The sequence below is a fragment of the Nocardia sp. NBC_00403 genome (assembly GCF_036046055.1).
Taxonomy (GTDB): Bacteria; Actinomycetota; Actinomycetes; order Mycobacteriales; family Mycobacteriaceae; genus Nocardia.
In genome coordinates this window covers 3,285,146-3,311,215 of record NZ_CP107939.1, presented here as the reverse complement: position 1 = coordinate 3,311,215, position 26,070 = coordinate 3,285,146, and the positions used below count along the sequence as shown (strand labels likewise).

Annotated in this window: 1 protein-coding gene; it reads right to left on the bottom strand. The window is 69.0% G+C overall.

What is annotated here, in order from left to right; genetic code table 11:
- Positions 1–9: 9 nt before the first annotated feature.
- A complete protein-coding gene (locus tag OHQ90_RS14430) occupies positions 10–26,037 on the bottom strand; it encodes an SDR family NAD(P)-dependent oxidoreductase (RefSeq protein ID WP_328410835.1) in 26,028 nt (8,675 codons plus the stop codon).
- Between the last annotated feature and the right edge of the window lie 33 nt (positions 26,038–26,070).

The window sequence follows — 26,070 nt, the reverse complement described above, 5'->3', positions numbered from 1 at the left end:
ATCGGTCCTTCAGTCCTCGGAGGAGTTGTTGTAGGCCAGGTCGATCAAGCCGTCGATATCGAGGTCGTCGATCGACTCATCCGTGACGGTCTGATCAGTGTCGTCCTGGCTGTCGGGCCCGTTCGTGAGCTTCATGAGGGCGTCCAGCAGGCCCGCGTCGCGCAGACGGGCGAGCGGGATCGTCTGGAGGGCGTTACGAATGCTGTTCTCCGACAGCTCCGTTGCCGGCTCCGAGTCCCGATGGCCGCCGAACTGGCCGGCCAGATATTCGGCCAGCGCCTGCGGTGACGGATAGTCGAACACCGCGGTCGCCGGCAACCGCAAACCTGTCGCGGTCGCGAGGGCATTACGGAATTCGACAGCGGAGATCGAATCGAAGCCCAGCTCGCTGAAGGGCCGGTCGGGTGCAATCACATTCGCATTCCGATGACCCAGAATCGCCGCGACCTGACCACGCACGATCTCCAGCAGCACGTCGAGGCGCTCTCTGTCGGTAGTGCTCGCCAACCGTGCCCGCAGCGCCGCCGACGCACCCGAGGCTGCCTTCCGGCGCTGCGGGACCAGCCCGGAAAGCAGTACGGGCACTGCGGGTCCCGCGCCACGCATGGCATCGAGATCCAAGCGGGCGAGGACGGGGGCCGCCGTGTCCAGCCCGGTCGCCGCATCGAACAGCGCCAGACCCTGCTCCTGCGACAGCGGCAGCATGCCCGATCGGGACATCCGGCGCCGCTCGGTGTCACCGAGCTCCGCCGCCATACCGCCGTCCATACTCCACAGACCCCAGGCCAGCGAGGTGCCGGGGATCCCGGCTGCCCTACGGTGCGCCGCCAGCGCGTCCAGGCAAGCGTTGGCCGCGGCGTAGTTGCCCTGGCCGGCATTACCGAATGCACCGGCCGCCGAACTGAACACGACGAACGCCCGCAACGGCAGCTCGGCGGTCAGTTCGTGCAGGTGCAGGGCCGCATCGACCTTCGGCCCGAACACCGCATCCATGCGGGCCGGAGTCAGCGAAGCGATCGCACCGTCATCGAGCACACCGGCCATATGGAACACACCGGTCAGCGGGTGGTCGGCAGGGACGCCGGCCAGCACCTGCGCCAGCGCGGCACGATCGGCGACGTCACACGCGACGAACTCGACCTCGGCGCCGAGCTGCTGCAGCTGGTCCCGCAGTTCGGTTGCACCCGTGCCGGATTCACCGCGCCGACTCAGCAACAACAGACGGCGAACACCGCCCGTGGCCACCAGATGCCGGGCGAACAACCCACCGAGGAAGCCGCCGGCACCGGTGATCAGAACCGTGTCGCCCGAATCGAAGGAACCGGTCGCCGGAGCGTCGGTGGAGACGACCCGGGCGAGTCGCGCGACATGTACCCGCCCGGCGCGGACGGCCACCTGTGGTTCCTCGGCAGCCAGAATCCCGCCCAGCAGACCGTCTATGCCGCAATCGCTGTCGATCAGCACGATCCGACCAGGATGCTCCGACTGTGCGGCCCGAACCAGGCCGCCGACAGCGGCACCGGCCAAGTTCGAAATGTCCTCCCCGGCCACCGATACCGCGCCGCCGGTCCGAACTACCAGCACCGACTCACCGAACCGAGGCTCGGCAATCCAGGACTGCAGTGCCTCCAGCACACCATGAGTAGCGGCACGAACGGACGCGGGATCATTGCCCGCCGGGCAGTCCAGCACCACCACCTGCGGGACCTGCTCACCCACGTCACCGAGATCCGCCCATGCCACCCCGGCGACGTCGTTCTCGGACACCGTGATCGGTGTCCAGCGGACATCGAAGACGGCAGTGCGAGTGATGGGTGTGCCCGTGGTGAGCTGTGCGGGATCGATCGGCCGGGACGCCAAGTGCCGCACCGTCGCCACGGCAGCACCGGTCGAATCCGCCAGATCCAGCGCGACTCCGCTTGCACCGATGCGAGTGAGCCGAACCCGCAACGCATCGGCCCCCGCCGAGTGCACAGTGACGCCTGACCACTCGAACGGCAACGCCAGGCCGGTTTCCTCCGACGTGGTTTCATCGGCAAAACGCAAGGCGTGCAATGCCGCATCCAGCAGCGCGGGATGAATGCCGAACCGTTCCGCGTCCGCTCGCGCCGTCTCGGGCAACTCGACCTCGGCGTAGAGCCCGTCGGATCCGCGCCAGACCGCTCGCAGCGCCTGGAACACCGGACCGTAGTGATAGCCCTGCGCATCGAGGGCGTCATAGACACCGTCGATATCCACCGCGACCGCGTCCGCGGGCGGCCAGGACACCAGATCCACTGCGGCACTGCCACCTTCCGGCGCGAGCCCGCCCTCGGCGTTCAACGTCCACGGCGCATCGACACCATCGTCGGAGCGGGAGAAGATCCGAACCCTGCGACGACCGGCCGCATCCTCGGCATCGACCACGACCCGCACGGCGACCCCTGCCGAATCCGACAGCACCAGCGGCGCCCGCAGTACCAGCTCCTCCAGCACCGTGCAGCCGAGCTGTTCTCCGGCGTGCAGGGCGAGCTCGACCAGACCGGTGCCGGGGACCAACACGGTGTCCATGACGGCATGGTCGGCCAGCCAGGGCTGCGTCTGCACCGACAATCGGCCGCTGAGCGCGATCGCGTCGGACTCCGGTTGCGATACCACGGCCGAGACCAGGGGGTGCCCGGTGGCCGCGAAACCCATCGACCTGGCGTCACCACCGGCGGCGGACCCGGCGGCCATCCAATAGCGCTGACGCTGGAAGGCGTAGGTGGGCAGGTCGATGCGCCGAGCTCCGGTACCGGCGTACAGGCGGACCCAATCGACGTGCGCGCCGGTGACGAACAACCCGGCAGTCCCGGCCACCACGGCGGACGCGTCCGCCTGGCCTCGACGCGCCAGCGCCACCACCGTCGCAGCCGCGGTCACCGTCAGCTCCTCGACGATCTGGTTGACCATCGGGAAGAGCACGGCGTCCGGTCCGACCTCGGCGAACCGGGATACACCCAGACCTGCCATCGCGACAACCGCGTCGGCAAACCGGACGGTGTCACGAACCTGACCGACCCAATACGCCCGATCGGTCATCTCATCGGTGATCCGGGCACCGGTCACCGTCGACACCAGCGGGATGCTCGGGCGACCGAACACCAAACCAGCTATCGCCGAGGCGAACTCGGCCAGCATCGGCTCCATCAAGGCCGAATGGAAGGCGTGCGACACCCGCAATCTGTGTGTCCGCCAACCACGCTCGGTGCACTTCTCGACTACCGCGAGCACATCGCCTTCGATGCCGGAGAGCACCACCGATGCCGGGCCGTTGACCGCCGCGATCGAGACCTCGCCGGACAGCAACGCCGTCACGTCGGCCTCGGCGGCGCCGACAGCGACCATCGCCCCACCGGAAGGCAACGCCTGCATCAACCGGCCGCGCGCCGCCACCAGCACACACGCATCCTCGAGCGACATCACCCCGGCCACATGCGCGGCAGCGACCTCACCGATCGAGTGCCCGGCCACGACATCCGCACGTACGCCCCACGATTCGAGCAGCCGGAACAACGCCACCTCGAACGCGAACAACCCCGCCTGCGCGAACACGGTCTGATCGACCGAATCCTCGTCCGACAGCGCCACATCCAGCGAAGTCTGCCGTCCCAGTAGCGGATCCAGCTGCGCGACAATCGCATCGAAGTGCTCGGCGAACACCGGGTACACGGCACGCAACTCGGCGGCCATACCGGCCCACTGCGCACCCTGACCCGAGAACACCAGACCCGTCGAACCCGCCACCACCCGGCCGGACACCACACCCGGAAGGGATTCGGACCGGCTCAGCGCTTGTGTTCCGGCCCGCAGCGCGTCACGTTCGGTCGCGAACACCACGGCCCGGTGGTCGAACAGCATTCTCGAATCGATAAGTGAGAAGCCGACATCGATCGGGTCGTCGTCGTGGCCGCTCACCTGCGCTGCCAGGCGGGCGGCCTGATCGGCGAGCGCCTCTGCACTGCGGGCGGAGAGCACCCAGGGCAGCACTCCGCCGGCCGGAGCGGTCTTGATCTCCGGAGCCGGGTCCACTGCGGGTGCCTGTTCGACGATCAGGTGCGCGTTGGTGCCGCTGAGGCCGAACGAGGACACCGCCGCACGACGCGGCCGATCCACCTCCGGCCACAACACCGGCTCGGTCAGCAGCCGGACCTGCCCCTCGGACCAATCCACCTTCGTGGACGGCTGATCCACGTGCAGGGTCTGCGGCAGCAGCCCGTGCTGCATGGCCATGACCATCTTGATCACGCCACCCACACCCGCGGCAGCCTGAGCGTGACCGATGTTGGACTTCAACGAACCCAACCACAACGGCCGAGCGACATCCCGATCTCGGCCGTACGTGGCGATCAGCGCCTGCGCCTCGATCGGATCACCCAGCGTCGTACCGGTGCCGTGAGCTTCCACCGCATCGACGTCGACCGGCGAGACCCCGGCATTCGCGAGAGCCTGGCGGATCACTCGCCGCTGTGACGGGCCGTTCGGCGCGGCGAAACCGTTCGACGCACCATCCTGATTCACCGCCGAACCCGCGATCACCGCGAGCACCCGATGACCGTTGCGCCGGGCGTCGGACAACCGCTCGAGCACCAGCACACCCGCGCCCTCCGACCAGGCGACACCGTCGGCCGCGTCCGCGAAGGACTTACAGCGACCGTCCGGGGACAACCCCCGCTGGCGACTGAACTCGAGGAACATGTCCGGTGCCGACATCACGGCCACACCACCGGCCAACGCCAGATCGCACTCGCCCGACCGCAGCGACTGCGCGGCCAGATGCAGGGCGACCAGCGACGACGAGCACGCCGTATCCACCGACACCGCAGGACCTTCCAAGCCCAGCGTGTAGGCGATGCGACCGGAGACCAGGCTGCCGCCGGCGTTGTTACCGGTGCCGGCGCCCTGGGCGTAGTCGTGGTACATCACGCCGGTGAACACGCCGGTCGAGCTGCCGCGCAGCACCGCCGGGTCGACACCGGCGCGTTCCAGCGCCTCCCAGGAAACCTCCAGCAGCACCCGCTGCTGCGGATCCATCACTGTCGCCTCGTTCGGGCTGATCCCGAAGAAGTCCGCGTCGAAATCGGCTGCGGAGTAAAGGAATCCACCATGGCGCGTGTAGGTCTTACCTGCCTTGCCGGGCTCAGGATCGTAGATACCGTCGATATCCCAGCCCCGATCGTCCGGCAGCTCTCCGGTGGTCTCCCCACCGGAGGTGACCAACCGCCATAGATCCTCCGGCGACGCGATTCCACCCGGGTAGCGGCAGCCCATCGCCACCACGGCGATCCGGTCGTCGCCGACGGCTGTGCCGGTGGTGATTTCGATGTCCTGGCTCGTGCCGGTGAACTGGGAATCGATGAAGTCGGCGACGAGCTGCGGGTTGGGGTAATCGAAGATCAGCGTGGCCGGCAGTTGCAGACCGGTCGCGGTATTGAGCTTGTTGCGGAACTCGATGGCGCTCAACGAGTCGAACCCGAGCTGCTGGAAAGCCTGCTGGGGCTCAACGGCAGCGTCGGAGGCGTGCCCGAGAGTGTCTGCGGCAGTGGCGCGGACGAGATCGAGCAGTGCGCCGGCACGATCGGTGTCGGAGAGCCCGGCCAGCCGCTGCGCGAACGCCTGCCCAGCCGCGGTCCGAGTCGCCCGGCGCACGGGAGCGGGTGCGATCGCCCGCAGCAGGGCGGGGATCTGCTCGCCCCGGGTACGCAGCACGGCCGCGTCGACCCGCAGCGCCACCACCTGGGCCGTCTCGGCGGCGATCGCCGCATCGAACAACGCCAGGCCTTCGGCCTCGGTCAACGGCGGGAAACCCAGCCTCCGCATCCGATCGAAGTCGTCCTCGGACAGCTCGGCACCGAGGCCGGTCGACCGCGCCCACAGGCCGTAATCAATTGCGGTAGAGGGTAGTCCGAGATCGCGACGATGCGCCGCGAGAGCGTCGAGGAAGACGTTCGCCGCTGCGTAGTTGGCCTGGCCGGCAGCCAGCACCAACCCACCCGCCGAGGACAGCAGCACGAACAGCGACAGCGCGGCGTCGCGGGTGAGCTCGTGCAGATGCCACGCGGCATCGGCCTTGGGCCCGAAGACATTCCCGAGCCGGTCCGGCGTCATCGACTCGATCACGCCGTTGTCCGCGATTCCGGCCGCATGCACGACGCCCACCAGCGGATGCTCGGCCGAGATGCCGTCCAGCAGTGCGGCTACCGCGGCCCGATCCGACACATCGCAGGCGGCTACCGCGACCTGCGCGCCGAGCTCGACGAGCTCATCGCGCAGCTCGGGGGCGCCGGGCGCACCCAGACCCCGCCGGGACGTCAGGAGCAGGTGGCGCACACCGTGTTCGGTCACCAAATGCCGGGCGATCACGGCACCCAGACCGCCGGTGCCACCGGTCACCAGGACAGTGCCCGGCTCGATCGGGCGAGCGATCACATCGGGTGTGTGGCGGCCGAAGCGCGGCACCCGCACCTCCTGCCCACGCAGAGCGGCTTCCGGTTCCGCAGCCATCGCCGCGGTCGCGATCGCGATCGGATCATGGTCGCCGTCCAGGTCCAGGAGCTGGAATCGACCCGGGTGCTCGGCCTGCGCGGCGCGCACCAGCCCCCAGACGGGCGCCTGGTCCAACCGCACCGATTCGGAATCGGCAACGGCCACAGCGTGTCTGGTCGACACCACCAAACGGGAACCGGCGAAACGGGTTTCGGCCAGCCAGCCCTGGACGGTGTCCAAGAGCCGGGTCACCACCCGGCGTGCGGCCTGCGGTGGCGCCGCATCCTCGAATGGGCTCTCCAGTAGCACCATCTCGGGGACGACCGCCTCCGGGTTCGCATCCAGATCGGCGATCAGCTCCGCGAGATCACCGAAGCCCCGCACCGCACCGGAACTTCGGACCCAGCCGAGCGCAGCCAGCCGGACGGGCTCCGCCGGCGTCGCAGGCGGGGCAACAGTGCTCCATTCCACGCGGAAGAGGGATTCCGCGGCATGGTCGGCGCCCAGGCGATCGGCCGATACCGGTCGGGACACCAGCGCACCGACCGACAGCACCGGGTGCCCCTGGTCATCGGCCAGCTGCACGGTGAACTCGGTGCCGTCGACCACGATTCGGACGCGCACCGCGGCGGCGCCGGCGGAGTGCAACACCACGCGGTTCCAGGTGAACGGCAGGGCCGGGAAATCACCGACACCATCCCGAAGACCGTGCACGATACCGACATGCAGCGCCGCGTCGAACAGTGCCGGATGGACTCCGAAGCCGTTGCCGTCCTGCGGATCCGGCAGCGTGACCTCGGCGAACAACTCGTCACCGCGGCGCCACGCTGCCCGCAAACCCTGGAAGAACGGGCCGTAGCCGTACCCGAGGTCGAACAACTCGTCATAGACGCCCGCGAGGGCAGTCGGCTGCGCACCCGCAGGCGGCCACACGGCCAGATCGAAATCGGCCGCCGTCTCGCCCGGTGCGAGAACACCTTCGGCGTGCAGCAACCACGGCCCCTCGGCGGCCGGCCGCGAATGCACAGTCAGCCGGCGGCGACCGGCCTCGTCGGCGCCGGCCACCACGACCTGTACCGAGACACTGCCTTCGGCCGGCATCGTCAACGGGGTATGCAGGACGAGCTCATCGACCACCTCGCAGCCCAGGACGCCGCCGACGTAGCTCGCGAGCTCGACGAATCCGGTGCCCGGCAGCAATACGGTGCCGAGCACGCTGTGGTCGGCCAGCCACTCCATCGAGTCCACCGACCACCGGCCGGTGAAACTCACCTCACCCGACTCCGGATGCGACACCATCGCACCCAGCAGCGGATGCTCCACCGCGTCCAGCCCGGCCGAGCCGACTCCGCCCAGTTCGGCTCCCAGCCACGACTTCGCCAGCATCTGCCTGGGATCGAGCCAGAACCGCTCGTGCTGGAAGGCGTAGGTGGGCAGGTCGATTCGCTGACCTCCGGCATGGAGACCGGACCAGTCCACGTCGGCGCCGGACACGAACAAGGCGGCCATCCCACCCAACACCATGGGCGCATCGGCCCGACCCCGACGCGCCAAGGGCACGATCGCCGCAGGCGCGGGCAGCTGCCCGGAGTCGACGATCTGCGCGATCATCGGGGTCAGCACCGCGTCGGGGCCGACCTCGGCGAACCGGGACACACCCAGATCGACCATCGCGACGACCGCATCGGCGAACCGGACGGTGTCGAGGACCTGACCGACCCAATAGGACGGAACGGTCATCTCATCCGTGATGCGCGCACCGGTCACCGTCGACACCACCGGCAGGCTCGGGCGCGCGAACGCCAAACCCTCGATCACCGAAGCGAACTCGGCCAGCATCGGCTCCATCAACGCCGAATGGAAGGCGTGCGAGACCCGCAGGCGATGCGTCCGCCACCCACGTTCCACGCAGGTGTCGACAACGGCCTGGACCGCGTCCTCGACGCCGGACAGCACCACCGACGACGGACCGTTCACCGCCGCGACCGACACCCCATCGACCAGCAACGGCCGCACATCAGCTTCAGAAGCACCGACAGCGACCATCGCGCCACCAGCAGGCAACGCCTGCATCAACCGGCCACGCGCCGCCACCAGCACACACGCGTCCGTCAGCGACAACACCCCGGCTACATGCGCGGCAGCGACCTCACCGATCGAGTGCCCGGCCACCACATCCGCCCGCACACCCCACGATTCGAGCAGCCGGAACAACGCCACCTCGAACGCGAACAACCCCGCCTGCGCGAACACCGTCCGGTCGACCAGGTCTCCGTCCGCCAGCGCCACGCTGAGCGAAACCGGCTGCCCCAGCAGCGGATCCAGCTGCGCGACAATCGCATCGAAGTGTTCGGCGAACACCGGATACGCAGTCCGCAGCTCGGCAGCCATACCGGCCCACTGCGCACCCTGACCCGAGAACACCAACCCCGTCGAACCCGCCACCACCCGGCCGGCCACCACACCGGAAGCGGTTTCGGCGCGGCCCAGCGCCCGCATACCCGCCAGGAGCCCATCACGGTCCTCCGCCAGGACGACCGCACGATGATCCAACACCGCACGCGTGGACGCCAGCGAGAAGCCGACATCCACCGGATCCAGGTCGTGATCGGTGACATGAGAGGCCAGCCGCTCGGCCTGACCGGCAAGAGCCTGCCCGCCGCGTGCAGAGACCGCCCACGGCAGCAATCCGCCGGCCGGAACGGCCACCACCGGCTCCGGTTCCACAGCCGGGGCCTGTTCGATGATGATGTGCGCGTTCGTGCCGCTGATACCGAACGACGACACACCCGCACGACGCGGCCGAGCTGCTGCCGGCCACGCCACCGCCTCGGTCAGCAAACGCACATGCCCCTCGGACCAATCCACCTTGGAACTGGGCGCATCGACATGCAGTGTCTTCGGCAACACCCCATGCCGCATCGCCATGACCATCTTGATCACACCACCGACACCCGCCGCGGCCTGAGCGTGGCCGATGTTGGACTTCAACGACCCCAACCACAACGGCCGATCCGCATCCCGACCCTGCCCGTACGTAGCCAAAAGGGCTTGGGCCTCGATCGGATCACCCAACGTGGTGCCGGTGCCATGGGCTTCCACCACATCCACCTCGGTCGGCGCAATCCCGGCATTGGCCAGCGCCTGCCCGATCACCCGCCGCTGCGAGGGACCGTTCGGCGCGGTCAAACCATTCGACGCACCGTCCTGATTCACCGCCGAACCGGTCATCACCGCAAGCACCCGATGACCATTGCGCTGGGCGTCGGACAACCGCTCCAGCACCAGGATGCCGACACCTTCCGACCAGCCGACACCATCGGCGGTGTCGGAGAACGACTTACACCGGCCGTCCGCCGACAGCCCACGCTGCCGGCTGAATTCCACGAACGTCTCCGGGGTGGCCATGACGGTGACACCACCGGCCAACGCCAGATCACATTCGCCCGACCGCAGCGCAGCCGCAGCCGAATGCATGGCCACCAGCGACGACGAACACGCCGTATCCACGGTGACGGACGGTCCCTCCAGCCCAAAGACGTACGAAACCCGGCCCGAGGCAATAGATCCCGCGTTCGCGTTGCCCGGATAGTCGTGATACATCATGCCGACCCACACACCGGTCCGGCTGCCCTTCAACGCGCCGGGGTCGACACCGGCCCGCTCGAACGCCTCCCATGAGGTCTCCAACAGCAGGAACTGCTGCGGATCCATCAGCGCGGCCTCATTCGGGCTGATATTGAAGAACGCCGGATCGAATTCACCTGCGGCATGGAGGAATCCACCCTCACGGGTGTAGGTGCTGTTCGGCTTCTCCCCGGCCGCATCGTAGAGACGATCGACATCCCAACCACGATTCACGGGGAACTGCGATGCCGCATCCGTCCCCGTCGCAACCAGATTCCACAGCTCCTCGGGCGAACCGACCCCACCCGGATACCGGCACGCCATACTCACGATCGCAATGGGTTCGTCGAGCTGACGGTCGCGGGTCTGCTGCGCGGCGCGAACAGCTGTTGCCGAGCCCTGGTGGTCGGCGAACTCGCCGGCCAGGTATTCGGCCAGCGCCTGGGGTGACGGATAGTCGAACACCAAACTCGCCGGCAACCGCAGACCCGTCACGGTCGCGAGGGCATTGCGGAACTCGACCGCGGAGATCGAATCGAAGCCCAGATCGCTGAATGCCCTGTCGGGTGCAATCGCATTCGCGTTCCGATGGCCCAGAATCGCCGCGACCTCACCGCGAACGGTTTCCACGAGCACACCCAGGCGCTCGCTGTCGGGAGTAGCGGCCAAACGAGAACGCAGCGCCGTAGCGCCGCTCGAAGCCGTCCGACGGCGAGCGGGAAGCAGGCCGGACAGCAGGGCCATGGCAGACCCCGCGGTGCGGATGCCGTCCAGATCGAGACGGGCCAGCACGGGAGCGGCCGCGTCGATTCCGGAAGCAGCGTCGAACAGCGCCAGGCCCTGTTCTTCTGTCAGCGGCTGCATGCCCGACCGAGACATCCGGCGCCGCTCGGTGTCGCCGAGCTCCGCGCCCATACCCCCGTCCGCGCCCCATAGACCCCACGCGAGCGACTGCCCGTTACGCCCGGATGCCTTGCGGTGCAACGCCACCGCATCCAAACAGGCGTTGGCCGCGGCATAGTTGCCCTGCCCTGGATTGCCGAAGGTGCCGGCCGCCGAACTGAACAGCACGAACGCCCGCAACGGCAGCTCGGCGGTCAGCTCGTCCAGATGCAGGGCGGCATCGACCTTCGGCCGCAAGACCGCGTCCATCCGGTCCGGGGTGAGCGCGGCGATCGCACCGTCATCGAGCACACCAGCCGTATGGAACACACCGGCGAGCGGACGGTCCGCGGGGATAGCGGCCAGCACCGCGGCCAGCGCATCACGGTCGGCGACGTCGCACGCGGCGAACTCGACCTCGGCACCGAGCTGCTGCAGCTGGTCCCGCAGTTCGGTTACGCCGGGGGCGGATTCACCGCGCCGGCTCAGCAACAGCAGTCGGCGAACACCGCGCGTGGCCACCAGATGCCGGGCGAACAAGCCACCGAGATAGCCGCTGGCACCGGTGATCAGGACCGTGTCGTCCGGGGCGAAGGGCGAGCCGGTGGCCGCCGATGCGGGGGTCGCCCGGACCAGTCGCGCACCGAAGACCTGCCCGCCACGCACCGCCACCTGCGGTTCCTCGACAGCCAGAATTCCGCCCAGTAGACCGTCGATGTCGGAATCGCTGTCCACCAATATGATCCGGCCACGACTCTCCGCCTGGGCCGTACGGACCAGACCGGCCGCGGCAGCACCGGCCAGATTCGTAATATCCTCCCCGGCAACCGATACCGCACCGCTGGTCCGGACCACCAACGCCGACTCGCCGAACCGCTCATCGGCAAGCCACGACTGCAGCACCCGCAGCACACCGTGAGTCGCGGCCCGAACCGTGTCCGGCTCATTACCCGCCGGGCAGTCCAGCACCACCGCGGCGGGCACCTCGTCACCCAGATCCGCCCACGACACCGCATCGATTCCGATGCCGGACACCGAGATCGGTGTCCACTCGACCTGGAATACGGCGCTGCGCGCAACGGACGCACCGGTGCTGAGCTGCACGGGATCGATCGGCCGGGACACCAGCTGCCGCACCGTCGCCACCGCGGCACCGGTCGAATCCGCCAGATCCACGGCCACGGCACGGTCACCAACCCGAGTCAACCGCACCCGCAGCGCGCCGGCCCCCGCCGCGTGCACCGTGACACCCGACCACTCGAACGGCAACTCCGGGCCGGTGCCCTCGGCGCGCAGGTGCCCGGCCGGCCGCAGCGCATGCAGCGCGGCATCGAGCAGCGCCGGATGCAGCCCGAAACCCTGGCCGTCCTGCGGGTCCGGGAGGGCAACCTCGGCGAATACCTCCTCACCGCGCTGCCACGCCGCCCGCAAGCCCTGGAAGACAGGGCCATACCCGTACCCGGCATCGAGCAGCTCGTCGTAGACACCATCGACGTTCAAAACCTGCGCGCCGGCCGGAGGCCACGCCGCGAGATCCACGGCCGGCACGGCCGCGCTCGGGGCAAGCGCGCCTTCGGCATTCAGCAGCCACGACGACGACGCATCGGCGTCCCCGTCCGGGCTCGAGAAGATCCGCACCCCGCGCCGGCCGGACTCGTCCGCGGGATCGACCACGATGCGCACCGCGGCCCCCTCGGACTCCGGCAACACCAGCGGGGCCTGCAACACCAGATCGTCCAGCGTCGAGCAGCCGACCCGCTCTCCCGCGTACAGGGCCAGCTCGACGAATCCGGTGCCGGGGAACAATACGGTCCCCAGCACCAGATGATCGGCCAACCACGGATGCGTGTGCACCGACAGGCGACCGGTCAGGATCATCGCCTGGGAGTCCGGCTGCGATACCACCACCGAAACCAACGGATGGGCGGTCGCCACCAGACCCATTGCCCGGGCATCGCCGCGCCCGACCGACCCCTCGGACATCCAGTACCGCCGACGCTGGAAAGCGTAGGTGGGCAGGTCGATTCGGCGCGCTCCGGTACCGGCGTACAGACCCGCCCAGTCGAGGTCGGCGCCCGCGACGAACAACCAGGCCAGGCCGGTCGGCACCGCGGACACATCGGCCTGGTCCCGGCGCGACAGCGCGGCCACGGTTGCGGCCGCGCCATCCCCGGTATCAAGGGTTTGCGCGATCATCGGGGTCAGCACTGCGTCGGGGCCGATCTCGGCGAACCTGGACACACCGGAACCAGCCATCGTGGCGACCGCGTCGGCGAACCGCACAGTGTCGCGGACCTGGCCGACCCAATACTCCCGATCCGACATCTCATCGGTGATCCGGGCCCCGGTCACCGTCGACACCAACGGGATACTGGGTCGACCGAAGGTCAAACCCTTGATCGCCGAGGCGAATTCGGCCAGCATGGGCTCCATCAAGGCCGAGTGGAAAGCGTGCGAGACCCGCAATCGGTGTGTGCGCCATCCCTGTTCGGCGCACTGTTCAGCGACGGCGAGGACATCGGCTTCGACACCGGACAGCACGACCGACGACGGGCCGTTGACCGCCGCGATCGACACCGCACCGGCCACCAGCAGCGGCAGCACATCGAGCTCGGAGGCGCCCACGGCGACCATCGCGCCACCGGCGGGCAGCGCCTGCATCAACCGGCCACGCGCGGCCACCAGCACACAGGCATCCGCCAGGGACAACACTCCGGCCACATGCGCGGCAGCGATCTCACCGATCGAATGGCCGGCTGCGACACCGGCCCGGACTCCCCACGATTCGAGCAGCCGGAACAACGCCACCTCGAACGCGAACAGACCCGCCTGCGCGAAGACCGTCCGATCGACCAGTTCACCGTCCGCCAACGCGGTGCCCAGCGAAACCACCTGCCCCAGCAGCGGATCCAGCTCGGTGACGATCGCATCGAAGTGTTCGGCGAACACCGGATAGGCGGTCCGCAGCCCGGCGGCCATGCCGGCCCACTGCGCACCCTGACCGGAGAAGACGAAACCTGTCGACCCCGCCGCGGCACGACCGGACACCACACCGGGTGCCTGCGTACCAGCGCCCAGCGCCCGGGCGCCCGCGAGCAGACCGTCACGGTCATCGGCCACGACAACGGCACGGTGCTCGAACACCGCACGGGTGGATGCCAGGGAGAAACCGACGTCGACCGGATCGTGGTCGCCCACATGCGATGCCAGGCGGGCAGCCTGAGCGGCGAGGGCCTCGGCGCTACGGGCCGAGATCACCCACGGCCGCGCGGCCGGTACCGAGGACGGCTCCGGAGCCTGGACCACCACCGGCGCGGTCACCGGGGCCTGCTCCACGATGAGGTGGGCATTCGTGCCACTGATGCCGAACGAGGACACACCCGCACGACGCGGCCGATCCACCTCCGGCCACGCCACCGACTCGGTCAACAACCGGACATGCCCCTCGGACCAATCCACCTTGGTGCTGGGCCGATCAACGTGCAGCGTCCGCGGCAGCAGGCCGTGGCGGATCGCCATGACCATCTTGATCACACCGCCGACACCAGCTGCCGCCTGAGCATGACCGATATTCGACTTCAACGACCCCAACCACAAAGGCCGATCCGCAGCACGCTGCTGGCCGTAGGTGGCAAGCAGCGCCTGCGCCTCGATCGGATCACCCAAGGTCGTACCGGTGCCGTGAGCTTCCACCACGTCCACCTCGTCCGGCGAGACCCCGGCATTGGCCAACGCCTGCCGGATCACCCGCTGCTGCGACGGACCATTCGGGGCGGAGAAACCATTCGACGCGCCATCCTGATTGACCGCCGTACCAGCGATCACCGCAAGCACGTCATGACCGTTGCGACGCGCGTCGGACAACCGCTCCAGCACCAGCACACCGGCGCCCTCGGACCACCCGACGCCATCGGCCGTGTCGGAGAACGACTTACACCGACCGTCCGGCGACAAGCCCCGCTGCCGGCCGAACTCGAGGAACATGTCCGGGGTCCCCATCACCGCCACGCCACCGGCCAGTGCCAGATCGCACTCACCGGACCGCAGCGACTGCGCGGCAAGATGCAGGGCGACCAGCGAGGACGAGCACGCGGTGTCCACGGTGACCGACGGTCCTTCCAGACCGAACGCATAGGACACCCGGCCCGAAACCAAGCTGCCCGCGGCGCCGCTGCCGGTACCCGTGCGCTGGGCGTAGTCGTGGTACATCACGCCGGTGAAGACACCGGTCGAACTACCGCGCAGCACCGCCGGATCCACACCAGCACGCTCCAGCGCCTCCCACGAGATCTCCAGCAGCAACCGCTGCTGCGGATCCATCATCGTGGCTTCATTGGGACTGATCCCGAAGAAATCCGCATCGAAATCGGCCGCGGAGTACAGGAATCCACCCTGACGGGTATAGGTCTTGCCCGCCCTGCCGGGTTCCGGATCGTAGATGCCCTCGATATCCCAGCCACGATCCGACGGCATCTCGCCGGTGGTGTCGGTGCCGGAAGTGACCAGGTCCCACAGGTCTTCGGGCGAGGCGACGCCACCGGGGTAGCGGCAGCTCATCGCCACCACCGCGATCGGGTCGTCGCCGGTGCGGACCCGGCTGATCACGGGCTTTTCGACCGCCGCGGTGCCGGTGAGCTGGGAATCGATGAACTCGGCGACCACCCGCGCGTTCGGGTAATCGAAGACCAGCGTCGCCGGCAGTTGCAGACCAGTCACAGCATTCAACTTGTTGCGGAACTCGACCGCACTCAACGAATCGAACCCGAGCTGCTGAAAAGCCTGTTGCGACTCAACAGCATCCACCGACGCATGCCCGAGAGTCGCGGCAGCCACCGATCGGACAAGATCGAGCAGAGCGCGCGCACGATCCACCTCCGACAAGCCGGCCAGCTCGAGCGCAACGGCCTGGCCCGCAGCGGTCCTGGTCTGCCGGCGGACCGGGGCCGGTACCAACGAGCGGACCAGAGCGGGGATCTGCTCGCCGCGCGTCCGGAGCACCGCCGGATCGACCCGCAGCGCCACCAGCTGCGCGGTATCGGTCGCGATCGCGGAATCGAACAGCGCCAGACCGTCTGCCTCGGTCAGCGGGGGGAAGCCCAGGCGGCGCATCCGATCGAAGTCATCTTCGGACAGCTCGACACCGAGCCCCGACGATCGCGCCCACAATCCGTAATCCACAGCGGTCGAGGGCAATCCCAGACTCCGACGGTGTGCCGCGAGCGCATCGAGGAAGACATTCGCCGCAGCGTAGTTCGCTTGACCGGCGGCCAGCACCAATCCGCCTGCCGAGGACACCAAGACGAACAACGACAACGAGGCATCACGAGTCAGCTCGTGCAGATGCCACGCCGCATCGACCTTGGGCCCGAACACATAATCGACCCGCTCGGCCGTAATCGATTCGACCAGACCGTTGTCCGAGGTCCCCGCCGCGTGCACAACACCGACCAGCGGATGTTCAACCGAAATGCCGTCCAGCAACGCCGCCAGCGCAGACCGATCCGACACATCACACGCGGCGACGGTGACCTCGGCGCCGAGCTCGGTCAGCTCCGCACGCAGTTCTCCCGCCCCCGGAGCGTCCGGGCCACGCCGCGATGTCAGAAGCACGTGGCGCACACCGTGTTCGGTCACCAGATGCCGGGCAATCACCGCGCCCAGGCCACCCGTACCACCGGTCACCAGCACGGTGCCCGGCTCGGACAGCCGAACGATCGCGCCGGGCGCGTGCCGGCGCAACCGCGGCACGTACGCGCTCATACCCCGCAGCGCGGCCTCCGGCTCGGTCGCGACGGCGGCCGCCGCGGCGAGCGAATCACTGTCGGCGTCCAGATCGAGCAGCTGGAATCGGCCCGGATGTTCCGCTTGCGCGGCACGCAGCACACCCCACACCGGCGCTTGGCCCAGATCCACCTGCTCCGCATCGGCAATGGCCACCGCGTGCCTGGTCAGCACCACCAAACGCGAACCAGCGAAACGACTGTCGGCCAGCCAACGCTGGACGGTCTCGAGCACGCCCATCGCGACCCGGCGGGCGGCCGCCGGCGGCGCACCCTCGTGGGTGGGGCACTCGAGCAGCACGAGGTCGGGCACGACCGAGTCGGGGTTCGCGTCCAGATCGGCGATCAATGCCGCGAGATCACCGTCGCGCCCGCCGAGTACCGCCACCCGGTCCGGGTCGACGCTCACCATGGACGGCGCAGCAGCAACCCACTCGACGCCGAAGAGGGCATCCGATACCCCATCGGCGCTCAGGCGATCGGCCGACACCGGCCGAGAGATCAACGCGCCCACCGACAGTACGGGTTGCCCCTGCTCATCGGCCATCTGCACCGCGAACCGGTCGCCCTGCAGCACGATCCGCACCCGCACCGCGGCAGCGCCGGCCGCATGCAGCACCACGCGGTTCCAACTGAACGGGAGCGCCGGGAAACCCTCGACGCCGCCACGCAGACCATGGACGATCGCGGCGTGCAGCGCCGCGTCGAACAGCGCGGGGTGGATCCCGAAACCCTTGGCGTCCTTCGGATCCGGTAGCGCGACCTCGGCGAACACCTCGTCACCGCGCTGCCACGCGGCCTGCAGCCCCTGGAAGAAGGGGCCGTAGCCGTATCCGATATCGAGCAGCTCGTCGTACGCGCCCTCGACGTCCAGCGGTTGCGCGCCGGCCGGTGGCCACGCGACGAGGTCGAAGTCGGCCATCCCCTCGCCGGGGACGAGCACGCCTTCGGCATGGAGCACCCACGGACCCGCGGCCGTCTGCCGCGAGTGCACGCTCAGTCGCCGGCGACCGGCCTCGTCTGGGGCGACCACCACCACCTGCACGGCGACATCGCCCTCGGCCGTTAGGGTCAACGGAGTATGCAGAACGAGCTCGTCGACCACCTCGCAGCCCAGCAGGCCACCGACGTGGCCGGCCAGTTCGACGAATCCGGTGCCCGGCAGCAACACGGTGCCCAGCACGCTGTGGTCCGCCAGCCATTCCACCGAATCCAGCGACCACCGGCCGGTGAAGCTCACCGCTCCCGAATCCGGGTGCGGCACAACGGCACCCAGCAGCGGATGCGCGGCCGCATCCAGGCCGGCCGCGGTGACGCCGCCCAGTTCGGCACCGAGCCACGACTGGGCCAGCATCTGCTTGGCGTCGAGCCAGAACCGTTCGTGCTGGAAGGCGTAGGTGGGCAGGTCGATTCGCCGCGCTCCGGAACCGTCGTAGATGCCGGCCCAGTCCACCTCGGCACCGGCCACGAACAAACCGGCCACCGCACTGGTTACGGTCACCGCGTCCGCCTGGTCGCGTCTGGTCATCGAAACCGCCGTGGCATCGCTGAGAGTCTGGGCGACCATCGGGGTCAACACAGCGTCCGGCCCGACCTCAGCGAACCGCGAGACACCCGAACCTGCCATCGTGGCAACGGCATCGGCGAACCGCACCGTGTCCCGGACCTGACCGACCCAATACGACGGATCACCCATCTCGTCGACGACCTCGGCACCGGTCACCGTCGACACCAGCGGGATGCTCGGGCGCGCGAACGTCAAACCTTCGATCGCCGTGGCGAACTCGGCCAGCATCGGCTCCATCAGAGCCGAATGGAAAGCATGCGAAACCCGCAATCGATGCGTCCGCCAACCACGCTCGGCACAAACCTCAGCGGTAGCCACAACACCAGCTTCGACACCGGACAGCACCACCGACGACGGACCGTTCACCGCCGCGATCGACACCCCATCGACCAGCAACGGCCGCACATCGGCCTCGGAGGCACCGACAGCGACCATCGCGCCACCAGCAGGCAGCGCCTGCATCAACCGGCCACGCGCCGCCACCAGCACACACGCGTCCGTCAGCGACAACACCCCGGCTACATGCGCGGCAGCGACCTCACCGATCGAGTGCCCGGCCACCACATCCGCCCGCACACCCCACGATTCGAGCAGCCGGAACAACGCCACCTCGAACGCGAACAACCCCGCCTGCGCGAACACCGTCCGATCCACCAACTCACCGTCCGCCAACGCCACACTCAGCGAAACAGACTGTCCCAGCATCGGATCCAACCCGGCGACGATCGCGTCGAAAGCCTCGGCGAACACCGGGTACGCCGCACACAACTCGGCCGCCATACCGGCCCACTGCGCACCCTGACCCGAGAACACCACACCCGTCGAACCCGCCACCACGCGGCCGGACACCACACCGGATGCAGGCGCACCCGCGGCCAGCGCCCGCACGCCCGCGAGCAGCCCCGCACGGTCATCGGCCACCACCACGGCCCGATGCTCGAAGACACTGCGCGTCGACGCCAGCGAGAAACCGACATCGATCGGATCATGGTCGACCACATGCGATGCCAGCCGCGCAGCCGCAGCGGCCAGAGCCTCGCCGCTGCGCGTCGACAGCATCCACGGCACCGCCGGGACGGTCCGGACCTCCGGGACCGACTCGACCGCCGATACCGGAGCCTGCTCGATAATGAGATGTGCGTTGGTGCCGCTGATTCCGAACGAGGAGACACCCGCACGACGCGGCCGATCCACCTCTGGCCAGGCCATCGGTTCGGTCAGCAACCGGACATGGCCCTCCGACCAATCAATCTTCGTGGACGGCTGATCCACATGCAGGGTCTGCGGCAACAGTCCGTGCCGCATCGCCATGACCATCTTGATGACGCCACCCACACCCGCCGCCGCCTGAGCGTGGCCGATGTTGGACTTCAACGACCCCAACCACAACGGCCGATCCGCAACACGCTCCTGGCCATACGTGGCGAGCAGCGCCTGCGCCTCGATCGGATCACCCAGCGTGGTACCGGTGCCGTGAGCTTCCACCACGTCGACATCGACCGGCGACACCCCGGCATTGGCCAAGGCCTGACGAATGACTCGCCGCTGTGAGGGACCGTTCGGCGCGGTCAAACCATTGGACGCGCCATCCTGATTGACCGCCGAACCGGCGATCACCGCGAGCACGTCATGACCGTTGCGACGCGCGTCGGACAACCGCTCCAGCACCAGCACACCGGCGCCCTCGGACCAGGCGACGCCATCGGCCGTGTCGGAGAACGACTTACACCGGCCGTCCGGCGATAGCCCCCGCTGCCGGCTGAACTCCACAAAGGTCTCCGGAGTCGCCATCACGGTCACACCGCCGGCCAAGGCCAGATCGCACTCACCCGACCGCAGCGACTGTGCCGCCAAATGCATTGTCACCAGCGACGACGAACACGCCGTGTCCACCGTGACCGAAGGCCCCTCCAGACCGAACACATACGAGATCCGGCCGGACGCAATGGATCCCGCGTTCGCGTTGACCGGATAGTCGTGGTACATCATGCCGGCGAAGACACCGGTCGCACTGCCGCGCAGCAGCGCGGGGTCGACGCCGGCCCGCTCGAACGCCTCCCACGAGGTCTCCAACAGCAGAAACTGCTGCGGATCCATCAGCGCGGCCTCGTTCGGGCTGATATTGAAGAACGCCGGATCGAACTCACCTGCGGCATGCAGGAATCCGCCCGAACGCGTGTACGTGGTGTGCGGTGTTTCCCCGGTCGGGTCGTACAGCCGCTCGGTATCCCATCCGCGGTTCACCGGGAACTCCGACGTCGCGTCGGTCCCGGTCACGACCAGCTGCCACAGCTCCTCGGGCGATCGGACCCCGCCCGGATACCGGCACGCCATGCCGACGATCGCGATCGGTTCGCCGTCGAAGGCTTTCGCGGCGGTGACCGCCACGGTGTGCCCGGTGCCGGTGAGCTCGTCGGTCAGGTGTGCGGCCAGCGCCAGCGGTGTGGGGTAGTCGAAGACGACCGCGGCCGCCAGCGACAGGCCGGTGGCGGTCTTGAGCCGGTTACGCAACTCGACCGCACCCAGGGAATCGAAACCCAGGTCCTGGAAGGCACGATCGGGATCGATCGCGGACGCACTGTCGTGGCCGAGAACGGCCGCGATGTGGGTTCGGACGGTATCGAGCACCGCCTGCCGCTGTCGACCGGCGTCCAGACCCGAAAGCCGTTGCCGCAGACTCGACCCCACCGTCGAGAGCGCCGCGGACCGTCGCACCGCCGGCGCCAGTGCGCGCAGCAGCGGGGGCAGCAGCCCGGCCTCGGCCTGGGCGCGGATCGTGGCGGTGTCGACCGTGGCGATCACCGCGTGCGCCGTGCCGCGTTCGAGCACCGCATCCCAACCGGCCAACGCCAGCTCGTCCGGGATCGCGGTGAATCCGGCCCGGCTCATCCGAGCCAGGTCGACCTCACCCAACTGCCCGGCCATACCGCCCGAGCGCGCCCACGGACCCCACGCCAGCGACTGACCGGCCAGTCCGCGGGCTCGCCGGTGGGCCACCAGTCCGTCCAGGAAGGCGTTCGCGGCCGAGTAGTTGCCCTGCCCGGGGCCGCCCACGGTGCCCGATATCGACGAAAACACCACGAACGCGGCAAGATCCAGGTCCGCGGTCGCCTGGTGCAGATGCCATGCGGCATCCACCTTCGGTGCCAGCACCGCATCCACCCGCTGGGTGGTCAAGGAGGCGATGACCCCGTCGTCGAGCACACCCGCGGCATGGATCACACCGGTCAACGGCCACTGCGTGGGGATGTCGGCCAGCAGCCCGGCCACCGCGTCGGCGTCGGTGACATCACACGCCACCACCCGCACCTGCGCACCCGATTGCTCCAGCTCGGCGCACAACGCCGCGATGCCCTCGACCCGAGGACCACGGCGACTCACCAGCATCAACGACCGTACGCCGTGCTCGGCCACCACATGCCGGGCCACCACCGCACCCAAACCACCTGTGCCACCGGTGATCAGCACCGTTCCCGCACCGAAGGCGTCGGCGGCGGCCGATGCAGACGCGACGGGCGCAGCCCGGGAGAGCCGTGCGGTATGGGTGATGCCGTCACGGAGGACTACCTGGGGTTCGCCCACGGCCACGACAGTGGCCGCGACGGACTGGTCGACGCCGGTGTCGGTGTCCACCAAGATGATTCGTCCCGGATCCTCGGTCTGCGCGGTCCGCACCAAGCCCCACACCGCGGCACCGGCGAGATCGGTGAGGTCCTCGTCGGCCACTGCGACCGCACCGCGGGTGGCGACCAGCAGTGTGCTCGCGGCGAACCGGTCCTCGGACAGCCACGCCTGTAGCACCTCGAGGACGCGTGCGACCTCGGCATGGGTAGCGGTCACCACGTCGGTGCCGGAGGCTTCGCTCCATCCGGACCCGGTCTCGACCACCACGACCGGCGGCACCGCCGCCGCCGGATCCAGCCGGTCCCACCGGACCGAACCCGAATCCACTGCGGGCGAATCCGATTCGACCGGCGACCACACCACTTCCAGCACCGGATCGGCCGCGCCGCCCGCACCGGCCGCGAGCTGCTCCAGTCGCATGGGCCGGGGGGTCACCGATCCGGACAACACCGGCTGCCCCTGCTCGTCCGCCACCCACAGTGACACCGACGATCCGGTGGTGGTCAACCGAACGCGCAGCACCGATGCCTCGGCCGCGTGCAGCGCGACCGACTCCCACGAGAAGGGCAGCACGACGTGCCCGGCCGCCACCGTGAACGGTGAATCCTGCTGTCCCGCAGCATTATCGAGGATGCCGGCCAGCAGTCCCGCCTGGAGTGCCCCGTCCAGCAGTGCCGGATGAATCCCGAACCCTTCGGCGCGCGCACCACTATCGGTGTCGATGGCGATCTCGGCGAATACCTCGGCGCCACGTCGCCACAACGCCCGCACACTCTGGAAGGCCGGACCGTACTCGTAGCCCCGTTCCGACAGGGCCGTGTACGCGGACGCGACATCGAGATCGGTCGCCGCGGCCGGCGGCCAGGTCTCCGATGCGGGCGCGGCCGTGTCGTCCAGGGTGGTCAGCTGCCCCCGCGCGTTCAGGACCCACTGACCGTCCGGGTCGTGCTCACTGCGCGAGTAGATCGAGATCGGCCGCTGCGCGAACTCCGGTCCGGGACCGCCGACGACAACCTGGATCCGCACACCGCCCGAGGCGGGCACCACCAGCGGCGCCTGCAGCGTCAGGTCGTCGATCACCGGGTATCCGGCTTCGGCACCGGCGCGCAAGGCCAGCTCGACGAAGCCGGTCCCCGGCAGCAGGACCAGCCCGGCGACCGCGTGGTCGGCCAGCCACGGCTGCGTCGCCACCGACAACCGCCCGGTCAGCAGCACGTCGCCGGACTTCGCTTCCGACACGACCGCACCAAGCAGCGGATGCCCCATCGCGCCCAGACCCACCGATTCGACACCGGCGGCACCGAGCGCGGGTTCGAGCCAGAAGCGGCGGCGGTCGAAGGCATAGGTGGGCAGTTCCACCGGTGCCGGGTTCGGGTCCGCGAGCACCGTGTTCCAGCGCACCGGCACCGCCCGCACGAACAACCGCGCGACCGCGGCGAGGATCTCGGCGGGTTCGTCACGCTCGGGATGCAGCACCGCCACCGCGGTCGCCGCCTCGGGCAGGCATTCGGCGGTCATCGCCGACAGCACCGAGTCGGGACCCACTTCCACGAAGGTGTCCACACCATCGGCCCAGGCCGCGGCCGCGGCGTCGGCGAACCGCACCGGCCGCCGCACCTGGTCGACCCAGTACTGCGGCGAGCACCACAGGCCGGGATCCGCCACCGCGCCGGTGACGGTCGAGATCACCGGAATCCGAGGCGGATCGAAGCGCAGTGTCGCGACCACCTCGGCGAACCGCGCCAGCATCGGTTCCATCAATGAGGAATGGAAGGCATGGCTGACCCGCAACCGTTTGACGCGTCGCCCGCGCTCGCGCAGCTGCTCGGCGAGAACATCCACGACCTCCGCACGACCGGAGATCACCACTGCCGCAGGGCCGTTGACCGCGGCCACGTCCACCCCGTCGACACCGTCCAGCAGTGCGGTGACCTCCTGCTCACCGGCCCGCACCGCGAGCATCGCTCCGCCGGTGGGCAATTCCTGCATCAACCGGCCCCGCGCCGCGACCAACGTGCACGCATCGGCAAGGCTCAGCACGCCGGCCACATGCGCGGCGGCGATCTCACCGATCGAATGCCCGAACACCACATCCGCGGTGACACCCCATGATTCGAGCAGGCGATACAGCGCCACCTCGACCGCGAACAGCGCCGGCTGGGTCAACCGGGTCTGCTCCAATTCGGTTCCGGAGCTGATCGCGTCGCGCAAGCAGAGCCCGAGCAGCGGATCCAGCTGCGCGCAGACCTGGTCGAAGGCCTCGGCGAACACCGGGAACCGGCCATAGAGCCGCTGCCCCATGCCCGCCCGCTGGGAGCCCTGCCCGGCGAACATCACACCGACCCGCGACGCCGCGCCGGAACCGACGGCGACATCGGGACCCGGGTCGCCGGCCGCCACCGTGGCCAGTCGGCGCAGCAGCTCGGCCCGGTCGTCCCCCACGACCACGGCCCGATGCGCGAACAGCGTGCGAGTCGAGATCAGCGAATGCGCCACCTCGGACACCGACACCGCGGGATCGGCGGCCACGAACTCGTGCAACCGCGCGGCCTGCGCCCGTAGCGAGGCCTCCGACTTCGCCGACACCACCCACGGAACCGCAACCGCGACAGTGCTTCCCGAGCTGCCGGGGTTGGTGCCCGGCTCGGATTCGGCCGCTTCGCCGACGGATACGTGTTCGAGGATGACGTGCGCGTTGGTGCCGCTGATGCCGAAGGAGGACACCGCGGCCCGGCGGGGCCGGTCCGCTTCCTCGGGCCAATCCCGCTTCCGGGTCAGCAGTTCGATCGCGCCGGTGGACCAGTCCACCCGCGGGGTGGGCTCGTCGACATGCAGGGTCGGCGGCATCACCCCGTGCCGCATCGCCATGATCATCTTGATCATGCCGCCGACGCCCGCCGCGGCCACCGAGTGACCGATATTGGATTTCAGCGACCCGAGCCACAGTGGCCGCTGCGGATCACGGTCCTGTCCGTAGGTGGCGAGCAGGGCGTGTGCTTCGATCGGATCCCCCAGCACCGTGCCGGTGCCGTGCGCCTCCACCACATCCACGTCGTCGGTCGAGAGCCGCCCGTTGGCCAGCGCGGCGCGGATCACCCGCTGCTGCGAGGGGCCGTTCGGCACGGTCAAGCCGTTGGACGCGCCGTCCTGATTGATCGCCGTTCCGCGGATCACCGCCCACACTCGATGCCCGTGTCGCTGCGCGTCGGACAGCCGCTCCAGCACCAGCATGCCCGCGCCTTCGGACCAGCCCGTGCCGTCCGCCGACGCCGCGAACGACTTGCACCGGCCATCGGCCGCCAGCCCCCGCTGCCGGGAGAACTCCACGAACATCCCCGGCGAGCCCATGACCGTCACGCCGCCGGCCAACGCCATCGCGCACTCCCCCGAGCGCAGCGACTGGGCCGCCAGATGCACCGCCACCAGCGACGACGAGCACGCGGTGTCCACCGACACCGCCGGGCCCTCCAGTCCCAGCGCGTACGCCACCCGGCCCGACACCACGCTGCCGGTCGTACCGGTCAGCAAGTAGCCCCGCAGGTCCACCGGACCCGCGTGCAGCAGATCGGCGTACTCCCCGTTCGCCGCACCGGCGAAGACACCGGTATCGGATCCCCGCAACGTCGACGGGTCGATACCGGCTCGTTCCAGGGCTTCCCAGGATGTTTCCAACAGGATCCGCTGCTGCGGGTCCATCGCCAGTGCCTCGCGCGGGCTGATCCCGAAGAACTCCGCGTCGAATTCCGCTGCGTCGTAGAGGAACCCGCCCGAGCGCGTGTACGACTTCCCGCGCGCCTGCGGGTCCGGGTCGTAGAGCCCGTCCACATCCCAACCGCGGTCGGCAGGGAACTCACCGACCGCGTCGACGCCGTCGGACACCAGATTCCACAGATCCTCCGGAGAGGCCACCCCACCCGGGTAACGACACGCCACACCCACAACCGCGATGGGCTCGAATTTCTGATCCTCGACTTCCCGCAGCCGCCTGCGGGTTTGGCGCAGCTCGACCGTCAGTCGCTTCAGGTAGTCAAGGTGCTTGTTGTCGTCGGCCATCTAAGTTTCCGCAATCCTTCCGAACTCGAGCCA